The organism is Streptomyces sp. CNT372, assembly GCF_000377145.1.
The window spans coordinates 336,427-349,327 of sequence record NZ_KB897779.1 but is presented as its reverse complement, the minus strand read 5'-3'; the positions used below and the strand labels follow the sequence as shown (position 1 = coordinate 349,327).

Annotated in this window: 9 protein-coding genes and 1 pseudogene; 5 read left to right on the top strand and 5 right to left on the bottom strand. The window is 73.4% G+C overall.

Going from position 1 to position 12,901, the window contains the following annotated elements; all coding sequences use genetic code 11:
* Positions 1-213: hypothetical protein (locus C593_RS0109465; RefSeq protein ID WP_486591098.1), on the top strand; the 213-nt coding region annotated here is incomplete at its 5' end.
* A gap of 69 nt (positions 214-282) precedes the next feature.
* Here the strand turns inward: C593_RS0109465 and C593_RS0109460 are convergent.
* Positions 283-2,781, bottom strand: coding sequence for an HAD-IC family P-type ATPase (locus tag C593_RS0109460; protein WP_018847056.1), 2,499 nt, complete (start codon positions 2,779-2,781; stop codon positions 283-285).
* A 132-nt stretch (positions 2,782-2,913) separates the two neighbouring features.
* A complete protein-coding gene (locus C593_RS29225; protein WP_051093662.1) occupies positions 2,914-3,252 on the bottom strand; it encodes a DUF2530 domain-containing protein in 339 nt (112 codons plus the stop codon).
* A gap of 248 nt (positions 3,253-3,500) precedes the next feature.
* On the opposite strand from C593_RS29225, the gene C593_RS0109450 reads away from it, so the two are divergent.
* Positions 3,501-4,955: an NCS2 family permease gene (locus tag C593_RS0109450; RefSeq protein ID WP_018847054.1), complete on the top strand. Its 1,455-nt coding sequence runs from the start codon at positions 3,501-3,503 to the stop codon at positions 4,953-4,955.
* Between the two features lie 68 nt (positions 4,956-5,023).
* Here C593_RS0109450 and C593_RS0109445 read toward each other — a convergent pair.
* Positions 5,024-5,209 (bottom strand): annotated as a pseudogene (locus tag C593_RS0109445) (ribbon-helix-helix protein, CopG family); the annotation flags it as partial.
* 150 nt (positions 5,210-5,359) lie between these two features.
* Here C593_RS0109445 and C593_RS0109440 point away from each other — a divergent pair.
* Together C593_RS0109440 and C593_RS0109435 are read left to right on the top strand one after the other, a co-directional pair.
* Positions 5,360-5,803 (top strand): MarR family transcriptional regulator, encoded by a 444-nt coding sequence (locus C593_RS0109440; RefSeq protein ID WP_018847052.1) that lies wholly within the window; start codon positions 5,360-5,362, stop codon positions 5,801-5,803.
* A 199-nt stretch (positions 5,804-6,002) separates the two neighbouring features.
* On the top strand, positions 6,003-7,367 hold the full coding sequence (locus tag C593_RS0109435) for an MFS transporter (protein ID WP_018847051.1): 1,365 nt from the start codon (positions 6,003-6,005) through the stop codon (positions 7,365-7,367).
* A gap of 108 nt (positions 7,368-7,475) precedes the next feature.
* Here the strand turns inward: C593_RS0109435 and C593_RS30940 are convergent, their stop codons facing one another.
* Positions 7,476-11,528, bottom strand: a complete 4,053-nt coding sequence (locus C593_RS30940) for a serine/threonine-protein kinase (protein ID WP_051093652.1) — start codon at positions 11,526-11,528, stop codon at positions 7,476-7,478.
* A gap of 141 nt (positions 11,529-11,669) precedes the next feature.
* Between C593_RS30940 and thpR the strand changes: the two genes are divergently transcribed.
* A complete protein-coding gene (thpR, locus tag C593_RS0109425; protein ID WP_018847050.1) occupies positions 11,670-12,239 on the top strand; it encodes an RNA 2',3'-cyclic phosphodiesterase in 570 nt (189 codons plus the stop codon).
* 220 nt (positions 12,240-12,459) lie between these two features.
* On the opposite strand, the gene C593_RS29215 is transcribed toward thpR, so the two are convergent.
* Complete coding sequence (locus tag C593_RS29215; RefSeq protein WP_486591097.1) at positions 12,460-12,807, bottom strand: alpha-amylase; 348 nt, start codon at positions 12,805-12,807, stop codon at positions 12,460-12,462.
* Positions 12,808-12,901 lie beyond the last annotated feature (94 nt).

The window sequence follows — 12,901 nt, the reverse complement described above, 5'->3', positions numbered from 1 at the left end:
AACGTGACGGCGACGAAGGCGTCCGCCGCGTCGTACGTGTCGGTGTATCCGGCGGGTACGGAGCGGACGGCCGCGTCGAACCTGAACGTGGCGGCCGGGGTGACGGCGCCGAATCTGGTGGTCGTGCCGGTCAAGGACGGGAAGGTGACGTTCTACAACAACGCCGGGTCCCTGGACCTGATCGCGGACGTCTCCGGCTACTACACCCGCTGAGGCCACACGCCCCACAGCCAAGGGCCCCGTCGCACTCCGGTGCGGCGGGGCCCTTCGCGTGGCGACTCCTCACGCCGGGAAGCGCCGCCCCACCCACCGCCACGCGATCTCCAGGACCGCCGCCGCCGTCGCGGCGATGGCGACCGCAGTCCACGGCATCACCGTGCCGACGAGCTTCAGCGCGAAGAACTCCTGGAGCCACGGCACGACCAGTACCAGCAGGAACGCGCCGGCCATCGTGGCGACGAGGCCGATCCGCCACCAGGTGTACGGGCGGGCGACGATCGCCAGGACCCACAGGGAGACCAGGAAGAGGCAGAGCGTCGCCGCGCTGGTCTCCGCGTCCAGCGCGCCCGGGCCGCTGTAGTGCGAGCGGGCGAGCAGGTACGTGGCGAAGGTCGCCGTCGCCGCGATCACGCCCGCCGGGATCGCGTACCGCATCACCCGGCGGACGAAGTGCGGCTTGGCGCGCTCCTTGTTCGGGGCGAGGGCCAGGAAGAAGGCCGGGACGCCGATGGTCAGCGTGGAGAGCAGGGTCAGGTGCCGGGGGAGGAACGGGTACTCGACCTGCCAGCAGACCACCAGGATCGCCAGCAGCACCGAGTAGACCGTCTTGGTCAGGAACAGCGTCGCGACGCGGGTGATGTTGCCGATCACCCGGCGGCCCTCCGCCACCACCGAGGGGAGGGTGGCGAAGCTGTTGTTCAGCAGGACGATCTGCGCCACGGCCTTGGTCGCCTCCGAGCCGGAGCCCATCGAGACGCCGATGTCCGCGTCCTTCAGCGCCAGGACGTCGTTGACGCCGTCGCCCGTCATGGCGACCGTGTGGCCCCGGGACTGGAGCGCGCCGACCATGTCGCGCTTCTGCTGCGGGCTGACCCGGCCGAAGACCGCGTTCGCGTCGATCTCCTCGCCCATGGCCTCCCGTTCCGCCGGAAGCTTTCGCGCGTCGACGGTGGCGGCGGCGCCCGGCAGGCCCAGCTTGGCGGCGACCGCGCCGACGGCGACCGCGTTGTCACCGGAGATGACCTTGGCCGCGACGTTCTGGTCCTCGAAGTAGCGCAGGGTCTCCGAGGCGTCGGGGCGCAGCCGCTGTTCGAGGACGACGAGCGCGGTGGGCATCGCGCCCCGGGCCGGGGACGGCGCGTCCAGCGGGCGGGCGGCCCTGGCGAGGAGCAGCACCCGCAGGCCCTCGCGGTTGAGGGCGTCGACCTCGGCCAGGGACGGGTCGCCGGGGGGGAGCAGCACATCGGGCGCGCCGAGCAGCCAGGTCGTGGCCTGCCCGTCCCCGTCCCCGTCTCCGTCGCCGGGGCCCTCGGTGAGGGTCGCGCCGCTGTACTTGCGGGCCGAGGAGAACGGCAGGGTGGCGGTGGAGCGCCAGGAACCGCCGTCCGGGTAGGCGTCGACGATCGCCTGGAGGGAGGCGTTGGGGCGGGGGTCGGAGGCCCCGAGGGCGCCCAGGACCCGGCGTGCGTACGCCTCGTCGGTGCCGTTGAGGGGGCGCAGCTCGGTGACGTCCATGCCGCCCTCGGTGAGGGTGCCCGTCTTGTCGAGGCAGACGACGTCGACACGGGCCAGGCCCTCGATCGCGGGCAGCTCCTGGACCAGGCACTGCTTGCGGCCGAGGCGGATCACCCCGATCGCGAAGGCGACGGAGGTGAGCAGGACCAGGCCCTCGGGGATCATCGGGACGATGCCGCCGACGGTCCGGGCGATGGAGTTCTTGAAGTCGGTGTCCTTGACCACGAGCTGGCTGATGATGAGCCCGATCGCGGTCGGGACCATCATCCAGGTCACGTACTTGAGGATCGTGGAGATGCCGGAGCGCAGCTCGGAGTGGACGAGGGTGAAGCGGGACGCCTCCTCGGCGAGCTGGGCCGCGTACGCCTCCCGGCCGACCTTGGTGGCGGTGAACGCGCCGCCGCCCGCGACGACGAAGGAGCCGGACATCACCTGGTCCCCGGGCCGCTTGAGGACGGGGTCGGCCTCGCCGGTCAGCAGGGACTCGTCGATCTCCAGGTTGTCCGCCTCGACGATCTCGCCGTCGACGACGACCTTGTCGCCGGGGCCGAGTTCGACGACGTCGCCGAGGACGATCTCCGAGGTGGACACGGACACGGACACGGCCGTGCCGTCGCGCCGTACGCGCGGTTTCGCCTCGCCGATGACGGCGAGGGAGTCGAGGGTCTTCTTCGCCCGCAGTTCCTGGATGATCCCGATGCCGGTGTTGGCGACGATGACGAAGCCGAAGAGGCTGTCCTGGATCGGCGCGACGAAGAGCATGATCACCCAGAGGACGCCGATGATCGCGTTGAAGCGGGTGAGGACGTTGGCGCGGACGATGTCCACGGCGGAGCGCGAACTGCGCACGGGGACGTCGTTGACCTCGCCGCGGGCGACCCGTTCGGCGACCTCCGCGGAGGTGAGACCCGTCGCGGACGCGGCCGGCCGGCGGCTGGGCGGTGGTTCCCGGGGGTGCACGGGGTCGAGTTCGGCCCCCGCGTCGATGACCGGTGAGTGCCCGTCCGGCTCGGGTCCGTCGGTGCCGATGTCCGCCCGCTGAGTCATGGTTCAGACGGTACGGGGGCCACGGCCGCCTCACCCCCCGGAGGGGTGCGGGATCCGACCGGGGTCGTACGAGGATCGTGCCGGAGGACGACGGGGAGGGGCGAGGGCCGGCCAGGGGGAGGGGCCGGGTGGTCAGCCGCGGGGGGTCTCGGCGGTCCCGGCGTCCGCCTCCGCCGTCCCGGAAGCCCGTGCCGTCCCCGAGGCCTGTGCCGTCCCCGAGGCCTGTGCCGCCTGTGCGCGCTTGATTGCCGCGTCCCGGCCGCGGACGTACCAGATGCCGATGAGGCCGAGGCCGCCGCCCGCCAGACAGGTCCACACCCACCAGGTCAGGTCGCGGTCGTCGAACCAGCCGTAGAAGGGGACCTGGACGAGGAACATCACGAACCACAGGATCGTGCCGCCGGTGATGGTGGCGACGACCGGACCCTCAAGGGGTTCGGGTGCCTCGTGCCGGGGGGTCCACTTCGCCATGCGGACAGTGTAGGGCGGGGTGGGACGGGGGTGCCGGGGGCCTCCGGGGCGGTCGCCGACCGTGGCCGGGACGCCGGGCGGGTCGCCCGGGCCCTTGCGCCACAAGGCTCTACGCGCGGAGATAGCGATCTTTCATTCATATGTTCATACTGAAACCGATTACGGCTGACTGATTCCCGTCGTGGGAACCTCCAGGATCAGCCGCTTTTTTGTGCCACCCCCGTCCCCTCGCACGACTGAGGTTCCGCATGTCCCCCTCGGCCACCGCCACGGTCGACCAGCCCGACCTGCCGCCGCCCCCGGTCCAGCCCGTCGGCGGGCTGGACCGTTTCTTCAGCATCAGCGAGCGCGGTTCCAGCCTCGCCCGCGAGGTGCGCGGAGGCTTCGCCACCTTCTTCGCGATGGCCTACATCCTGGTGCTGAACCCGATCATCCTCGGCAGCGCCAAGGACATGTACGGGCACCAGCTCGACGGCGGGCAGCTCGTCACCGCCACCGTGCTCACCGCCGCGTTCTCCACCCTCCTGATGGGCGTCATCGGCAATGTCCCGATCGCGCTCGCCGCGGGCCTCGGCGTGAACACGGTGGTCGCCCTCCAGCTCGCGCCCCGGATGTCCTGGGCCGACGCCATGGGCATGGTCGTGCTGGCCGGTTTCGTGGTCATGCTGCTGGTCGCCACGGGCCTGCGGGAACGCGTGATGAACGCGGTGCCGCTCAGCCTGCGCAAGGGCATCGCGATCGGTATCGGCCTCTTCATCATGCTGATCGGCCTGGTGGACTCGGGCTTCGTCTCCCGGATCCCGGACGCCGCGCACACCACCGTCCCCCTCCAGCTCGGCACCGCGGGCCACCTCACCGGCTGGCCGGTCCTCGTCTTCGCGCTCGGCACCCTGCTCACCCTCGCGCTGCTGATCCGCAAGGTGCCCGGCGCGATCCTGATCTCCATCGTCGTGATGACGGTGGTCGCCATGGTGATCAACGCGGTCGCCGAGGTCCCGAGCTGGGGCCTGACCACGCCCGAGTGGCCCGGCAACCCGGTCGCCTCCCCCGACTTCGGACTCTTCTGGGAGTTCAGCCTGTTCGGCGGCTTCGAGAAGGTGGGCCTGCTGACCGGCTGCCTCTTCGTCTTCACCGTGCTGCTGTCCTGCTTCTTCGACGCAATGGGCACCATCCTCGGCGTCGGCGACGAGGCCGGGCTCATGGACAAGAAGGGCAACTTCCCGGGCATCAACAAGGTGCTGATCGTGGACGGCGTGGCAGTCGCGGCCGGTGGCGCCGGCTCCGCCTCCGCCAACACCTGCTTCGTGGAGTCCACGGCGGGCGTCGGCGAAGGCGCGCGCACCGGTCTGGCCTCGGTCGTCACGGGTCTGCTGTTCTCGATGGCGCTGTTCCTCACACCGCTCGCGACCATGGTGCCCTCGCAGGCGGCCACCCCCGCGCTGCTCGCGGTCGGCTTCCTGATCCTCGCCGGGTCCGTCCGGGACATCGACTGGGCGGACTGGACGGTCGCCGTGCCCGCCTTCCTGGCGATGGTGATGATGCCGTTCACCTACTCGATCACCAACGGCATCGGCATCGGCTTCATCGCCTTCGCCGTGCTGCGCCTGGCCGCCGGGCGCGGGCGCGAGGTGCCCGCCGCGATGTACGTGGTGTCGGCGGTGTTCGTCTTCTACTACGCGATGCCGGCGCTCGGCCTGACCTGATCCCCTTCGCCGGCCGCCGCCGGCTCCGCCGCCCGGCCCCCGGTCCCGGTCCGCTCCCGGGCGGGGGTCGTCGGCGTCCGCCCGTAGAACTTCTCGGTCTCGTCGACGGCCGCCGTGAAACGTTCGTCGAAGTCGTCCCGGACGAGGGTCCGGACCACGTAGTCCTGAACGCTCATCTGCCGTCGTGCCGCGTGAAGTTTGAGCCGGTCGAGCAGCCCACTGTCTATCCGCAGGCTGAGCACTGTCGATCCCATGCGTGCCAGGGTCACCGGGGGCCGGGCGTCCGTGCGTCACTTTCCGGCCGGAACTCACTCATTCGGGTGAGTCGTCGGCGCGGAACGTGACCGAATCACGGGCGCATACCGGCTGGTCTTTAGTCAGGGTAATGAGTTATGCTAAGCAACATGCCTGATCTGTCGCACGGCACCGACGCCGACGTCGCCGCCGTGAACGCCCTGCGGTCCGCCGTAATGCGGCTGGGCCGCCGCCTGAAGCACCAGCGCGTCGACGAGTCGCTGAGCCCGACGGAGATGTCCGTCCTCGGCACCCTCGCCCGCTGCGGCTCCGCGACCCCCGGCGAGCTGGCGCGCAAGGAGCACGTCCAGCCGCCGTCGATGACCCGGATCGTCGCCCTGCTGGAGTCGAAGGGGCTGGTCAGGCTGGAGCCCCACCCCGACGACCGCCGGCAGAAGGTCGTCAGCCAGACCGAGCGGGCCGAGGCCATGCTCGAAGAGAGCCGCCGCAAGCGGAACGCCTGGCTGGCCGGCCTCGCCGAGGAACTGGACGAGGAGGAGTGGGCCAAGCTGCGCGAGGCCGCTCCGGTCCTGGAGAAGCTCGCGCAGCTCTAGGACACGGTCCAGCGGGGCGCGACCGGCTGCGGATGCCATCTCCGGGGGCCGCCCGCACCATCACCAGAGAACGACGAACGAGCGAGCGACGAACGACCGACCGACTGACCCGCGAACGACCGCCCCGACCGACCGAACGAACGGATCACCGCACGACCGCCGACCACCGCACGACCGCCGAGCCGAGGAGGCGACCCCTTTGAGTACGGGACCCGGAGCAGACTCCGCCCCCGCACCGCACCCCGACGACAACACCGGCACTCCCACCACCGGCACCGCCGCCCCCAAGCAGACGATGTTCAGCTCGCTGAGGATCCGGAACTACCGGCTCTTCGCGCTCGGGCAGGTGGTCTCGAACACCGGCACCTGGATGCAGCGCATCGCCCAGGACTGGCTGGTCCTCACCCTGACCGGATCGGCCTCCGCCGTCGGCATCACCATCGCGCTGCAGTTCCTCCCCATGCTGCTGTTCGGCCTCTACGGCGGTGTGCTCGCGGACCGGCTGCCCAAGCGGCAACTGCTTCTCGCCACCCAGGGGGCCATGGGCCTCACCGGGCTCGCCCTGGCCGTGCTGACCCTCGGCGGCCACGTCCAGGTCTGGCACGTCTATCTGACCGCGTTCCTGCTCGGCCTGGTGACCGTGGTCGACAACCCGGCGCGGCAGTCCTTCGTCTCCGAGATGGTCGGCCCGGACCAGCTGCGCAACGCCGTCTCGCTGAACTCGGCCAACTTCCAGTCCGCCCGGCTCGTCGGCCCGGCCGTCGCCGGTGTGCTGATCACGGCCGTCGGCAGCGGATACGCCTTCCTCTTCAACGGGCTGTCCTTCCTCGCGCCGATCGCCGGTCTGCTGCTGATGCGCCCCGCCGAACTGCACAAGGCCGAACGCGCCCCGCGCGGCAAGGGGCAGCTCCGTGAAGGGCTGCGCTATGTCGCCGGGCGGCCCGAACTGATCTGGCCGATCGTCCTCGTCGGCTTCATCGGCACCTTCGGCTTCAACTTCCCGATCTGGCTCGCCGCCTTCGTCGACGAGGTCTTCCACGCGGACGCCGGCACCTACGGACTGCTGAACACCCTGATGGCGATCGGCTCCCTCGCGGGCGCGCTGCTGGCGGCCCGGCGGGGCAGTTCCCGGCTGCGGATGCTGGTCGGGGCGGCGATCCTGTTCGGCCTCCTGGAGATCGTCACCGCCTTCGCGCCCTCGTTCTGGGTGTTCGCGGCGCTGATGGTGCCGGTCGGCATGTTCGGCCTCACCGTCAACGTGACCGCGAACTCCAGCGTCCAGATGGCGACGGACCCGCTGATGCGGGGCAGGGTGATGAGCCTGTTCATGATGGTCTTCACGGGCGGCACCCCGCTGGGCGCGCCCCTGGTGGGCTGGGTCACCGACGTCTACGGCCCCCGGATCGGCTTCGCGGCGGGCGGCGCGGTCGCCATGCTCGCGGCCGTCGCGGTCGGCGTGGCCCTGGCCCGCGCGGGCGGTCTGCGGCTCTCGGTCGGCTGGCACCACGGCCACCCGCGGGTGCGCTTCGTGCCGCGGCGCGAGCGGCTGACGACGGCGGCGTAACAGGGCAACCGTCGGCTCAGCGGCTCAGCGGCTCAGCGGCTCAGCGGCTCACCGGCTCAGCGGCGGGGCCCGGCCCCACCCGGACGACCGGGTGGGGCCGGGCCCGCTTCAGCACAGGCTCCGGTACGGCACGCCGTCCGGGACGTGCAGGGCCCACTCCTCACGGGTGATGTCCCGGCCCACGCGTTCGCAGAGGCCCTCCGCCAGGGTGTCCGGGGCCAGGTCGAAGGTCTGGTGCGCCCCCGCGCCGAGGAGGTGCAGCACCCCGTCGGATCCCTTGCCTCCCCCGGCCCCGCCGCCCGGCCGCTCCCCGAACGCGACCACGTCGATCCGCAGTCCCGACGGGGTGAACGGCTGCCCCAGGGCGGTACGTGCGTCCAGATCCCAGAGCTGCACCGTGTCCCCGGCCGTGTACTCTCCCCCGCCGACGACGGCCGCGACCATCGTCCCGTCGGCCGAGAAGGACGGCGCCGCGATCCATTCGCCCTGGTGGGTGCCGCCGGCCACGGTCGGCCCCGCCAGCATCGCCAGCCGTTCGCGGGCCCGGCCGTCCCACAACTCCAGCCACCCCGTCTTCTTCAGCACCGCGATCCGCGACCCGTCGTGCGAGAACGCCACCCCGGACGCGGCTGCCGGGCCGAACGCGCCCTGGCGCGCCCGGCCCCCGGGCAGCTCCAGCACCGCCCCGGCCGTGCTGACGAACAGGCTGCCGTCCGGGCTGAAGACTCCGTGCCCGCCCATGTTCTCGAACCGGTGGATCCGCTTCCGTTCCCGGACGTCCCAGACCTCGACGGGGTCGGCGTCTCCCGAGGGGACACCGGCCGGGACCAGGGCGAAGGCCACGTAGCGGCCGTCCGGGGAGAGGATCGGTGACGCCACCCCGTGGCCCGCTGCCACCGGCAGCCACACGATCTCCTCGCCCGTACGCGTGCGGTGCACGGCGAGGCGCTGCCGCGCTGCCTCACCCTGCGCCGCGTCGGCATCCCCGGCGGGCCAGGTGGCGAAGGCGACGTACTCGCCCTCCCCGCTCACCGCGGCGGGGAGCGGGAAGCCCACCGCCTGGCCGGGACCGCGGTGCTGGGTGAACGGTTCGCCCAGCCGCTTGCCGGTGCGCATGTCCACGGCGGTCAGCTCCAGGGGCGCGGTCAGCTCGTCCGCCTCCCGCTCCGCGACGCTCCGCCGGACGAGTCCCACCCGGCCGTCGGGGGAGAGGGCCACACCCCGGGTGTCGAAGTGCTTGGCGCCGCCCTCCAGCGCGGCCGCGACGTGGAGCCGGTGCAGAACCCGCCCGGTGGCGTTCGTATGGGCGAGGGTTTTCGTGCGCTCGTCGAGGGCCGGCAGAGTGGACGGCGCGGGGGGCCCGTCGACCCTCCCCTGCACGGGGAGGGTGAACAGCGGGTCGGTGGGGTCGGCGCCCGACCAGACCCCGATGTGCCCGCCCTCGGTCCGGCCGACGACGTAGGACCCGCCGGCGCTGAGGCGGACGTCTTCGAGTTCGGCGCGGATCACGGCCACCGACCTGGTGTCCCGGGTGTCGACGATCTCGAAGGAGTCCTCGTCCTGCACCAGGACGCGGCGCCCGTCGCCGCTGAATCCGACGGCACCCGTGCACCCGGTGCCCTCCGCGACGTCCCCGAAGGTGTCCGCCGTGAGGTCCAGCAGGACGAGCTGCGGCTCGACGAGGCCCGTCGAGTGGCTGCACCCGGCGAAGCGCGTCCCGTCCGGGGAGAGCACGCCGTCGCCGACGCCCACCAGCGAGCCGCTCCACTCCCTGACCGTCCTCCCGTCCGGACCGACCAGCCGGAACTCGTCCCGCGAGCCGGGCTGCTTGAGGAGGACGTGGCCGCGGTCGGACACCTGGTCGGGGAGCCACCCCGCCGGGACCCGGGAGGTGTTCAGCACCCGGTCCTCCTTCATCGACACGACCTCCAGGGCGTCCTCGCCGTGCAGGACGAGTGTGCCGCCGTCCGGGCTGACCAGGGGGAGGTGGTTGTTCGTGGCGCGGGTCAGCCCCTTGCGGTCGAAGGAGGGGCGACGGTCGCCGGTGCCGTCCGGACCCAGCCGCCAGGAGCGGATGCGGGACGGGGAGATGCTGGTGACCCGGCTGCCGTCGACCGCCAGATGGGTGCCGGACAGGTCGCCGGTCGGGAGATCCGGCAACTGCACGATCTCGGTCACGCGCTGTGTGGCCGCCGCGTGCATCGCGGAACGGGCCTCCGGGGTGGGGGCGATCCGCCAGGCGGCCAGACTGAGCAGCAGGGCGGTGTCCGGTTCCGTGCCGCGCAGGCCCTGCGCGGCCCGCGCCACCGAACGGGCCGCCGCCTCGGCCTGCCGGCGCTCGTTCTCGGCGCGCTGCCGGCTGCTTTCCTGGAGCTGGGCCCAGGCGATCACCCCGGCCACCAGGGCGAGCACCGCGAGGACCGCGGTGGCCGACAGGATCTGCCGGCGGCGACGTGCGCCGCGGACCGAGTGCGCCCGGGACGCGGAGAGGAACCGCAGCTCCGGCGGGCTCGGGCGGAGCCCGTACGAGGGGCTCGCCGACCAGTCCAGACAGGCACGCAGGGCGCTGCCCTGGAGCAGGTCCTCGGCCCGTTCGCCCTGCTCGGCCCAGGCCGTGGCCGCGCGGCCGAGCCGGCGGTGCAGGGCGAGGCCCGCGCGGTCGGCCGCGACCGCCGCGCGCAGCCGGGGCCAGGCCGGCAGCAGCGCCGCGCTCACCGGCCGCACGGAGCCGTCCGGCGCCACGACCAGCACGCCCGCCCCGGCCAGCGCGGCGACGGCCTCGTGACAGCTGCGGCGTTCGCTCTCCGGGCGGTCGTCGTACAGCTCCCCGGGGGGTGCCGTGCGAACGGAATCCTGCGATCCGTCGGGTGCGTCACCGGGCACGACCAGGCGCAGCAGCAGTTCGTGCGCGGCGAACTGGGCCGCCGGGCGGAGCCCGGTGAACGCGGCCTCGGCCCGGTCGCCGAGGGGCGGGACCACGACCGTCTCCTCGCGCACCGGCCCGCCGCCCGCACCGGGGCCGCCCCCGTTGCCGGGGCCGGGCGTGTCCGGTGCGGCGGCCTGCCGGGCGCCGGCGGCCAGCAGGGCGGGGTCGGCGGCCGGGGGCGAGGCGGTGGGCGGCGGGGCGTCGGGGGCGGGGGACGCGGGGGTGGCCGGCCCCTCCCCGGCCGGGGAGGGCACGCCGGCTCCCGGGGGCGTGGCGTTCGCGGGGGCGGTCGGGGCTTCCGGGGCCGGGGCTTGCGGGGTCCGCGCTTCCGGGGTCGGCGCTTCCGCGTCCGGAGTCGCCGCGCCCCGAGCCGCCGCGGCCGGGGTGCCGCCCGCCGGTGCCGTGCCCGGCGCGGTGCCCGGCGCGGTGCCTGGCGCGGTGCCTGGCGCGACGAGACGGAGCAGCAGCTCCGACGCGGTGGGCCGCCGAGCCGGATCCTTCGACAGCGCCTCGGCGATCAGCGGGCGGACCGGCTCCGGCACTCCGGACAGATCCGGATCCACGGTGGCCGTGCGGTGTGCCACCTCCCCGATGTGCTCGCCCCGGAACGGCTCCGCCGACGTCGCCGCGTAGAGCAGCACGGCACCCCAGGCGAAGACGTCCGCCGCTGCCGTCGCCCGGCCGCCGGACAGCACCTCCGGTGCCATGTAGCCGAGCGTGCCCATCATGGCGCCCGTCGCGGTGAGGGACATGTCGGAGGCGCGGGCGATCCCGAAGTCGATGATCCGCGGCCCGTCCGGGCCCAGCAGGATGTTGCCCGGCTTCAGGTCGCGGTGGACGACCCCGGCCCCGTGGATGGCGGCGAGCGCCGTCGCCGCGCCGGTGGCCAGGCGCAGCACCGCGTCCTCGTCCAGCGGCCCGTGCCGGCGTATGCGTTCGGCGAGCGTGGGGCCCGGTACGAACTCGCTGACCAGGAAGGGGGTCTCGCCGTCGGCGGAGACGTCCAGGATGCGTGCCGTGCAGAACGACGCCACCCGGCGGGCCGCTTCCGCCTCCTTGGCGAAACGCTCCCGTACGAACGGGTGGGCACCGGGGCGGAGCACCTTGACGGCGACCCGTTCGCCCGCGCTGTCGTACGCCTCGTAGACCACGCCCTGGCCGCCCTCGCCGAGCCGTGCCGCGAGCCAGTAGTCGCCGATCCGTTCGGGATCCTCGGGTGCCAGCGGTTCCGTCAACGTTCGTTCCCCCCTGCGGAGTTGACGCCATGACTGCTCTCCGGGTGATCGTAGTCACCCGGTCGGAAGGTCAGGGAGGCGCGCCTGGGCAGGCCCGGCACCCCCGCGTACGCGCCGGGCCCGCCCCGGATACTGGGCGGCATGAGACTCTTCGCCGCCGCGCTGCCGCCCCCGGCCGTCGCCGACGAGCTGGCCGAGGCGCTCGTCCCGCTCCACGCGCTGCCCGGGGCGGACGGGCTGCGCTGGACGGAGCGGGCGGGGTGGCACCTCACGCTGGCGTTCCTGGGGGAGGTCGAGGACGCGCTCCGGCCCGAGCTGGCCGCACGCCTCGGCCGCGCCGCCCACCGCACGCCCCCGTTCCCGCTGCGGCTGCACCGGGGCGGGCGGTTCGGGCGGCGGGCGTTGTGGACCGGCGCGGCCGGGGGCGTCGACGAGCTGCGGCGGCTGGCGGAACGGGCCGGGGCTGCGGCCCGGCGCGCGGGTGTCGAGACGGGCGGGCACGAGCGGTTCACGGCCCACCTCACCCTCGCCCGGGCCCGCGCGGACCTGGATCTGCGGCCGTACGCAGAGGCCCTCGACGGTTTCGAGGGCACGCCCTGGCGGGTGGACCGGATGGCTCTCGTCCGCAGCCGTCCGCCGTCCGGCGGGGTGCCGGGGGAGCAGCCGCGCTACGAGGTGGTCGAGTCCTGGCCGCTGGAGGGGGCGGGTTAACCTCGACGCGTGAAGACGAAGACCCGCAACCAGATCATGGCCGCCGTGCTCGTGCTGCTGTTCGCGATCGTCGCGGTGGCCGGCGCGCTGGGCTGACCCGCCCGCGGCCCCTTCCCGGCGGGCCGACGGGTGCGGCCCCGGCTCGGGGGTGTGGCCCCGGCTGGGGGGGTGTGGCCCCGGCTCGGGGGTGTGGCCCCGGCTGGGGGGGTGTGGCCCCGGCTCAGTCGTCCTGGGGGCAGAGGTCGACCGCGACCACCTGGTTGCCCTGCGTCCCGTAGCCCGGGAAGGTCGCGGTCGCACCCGGGGCGACCGTCCGGCAGGGGACCTCGCCGCCGTCCAGGTACCTGAGCGTGAGGTGCTGGGCTCCCTCGCAGCCGTTGGTGACGAAGGTGTAGCGCCAGCTCGCGGAGTGGGTGACGCACTCCGGGGCCGGAACGGGGGCCGTGACCTGAGCCGGGGCGGCGGTGGCGGCATTGGCGGCGGGGGCGGCCGCTGTGGCGAGGCCCGTGCCCGCGCCCGCCAGTACGGCCGCGGCCGCGGGTATCGCGAGAAGAACTGTTGAACGCACGACGGAACGCATGAGGTTTCCAGCCTTCACTTCTCGAAGTCGTCCTTACGGAGCGAGCCTAGAGCGTCACGACTCGTGATTGAAAGGCTTTGCG

Coding starts and splice junctions, on each gene's coding strand:
- thpR (WP_018847050.1), top strand. CDS start 11,670: ATGAGACTCTTCGCCGCCGCGCTGCCGCCCCCGGCCGTCGCCGACGAG.
- C593_RS0109440 (WP_018847052.1), top strand. CDS start 5,360: ATGCCTGATCTGTCGCACGGCACCGACGCCGACGTCGCCGCCGTGAAC.
- C593_RS0109450 (WP_018847054.1), top strand. CDS start 3,501: ATGTCCCCCTCGGCCACCGCCACGGTCGACCAGCCCGACCTGCCGCCG.
- C593_RS29225 (WP_051093662.1), bottom strand. CDS start 3,252: ATGGCGAAGTGGACCCCCCGGCACGAGGCACCCGAACCCCTTGAGGGT.
- C593_RS0109460 (WP_018847056.1), bottom strand. CDS start 2,781: ATGACTCAGCGGGCGGACATCGGCACCGACGGACCCGAGCCGGACGGG.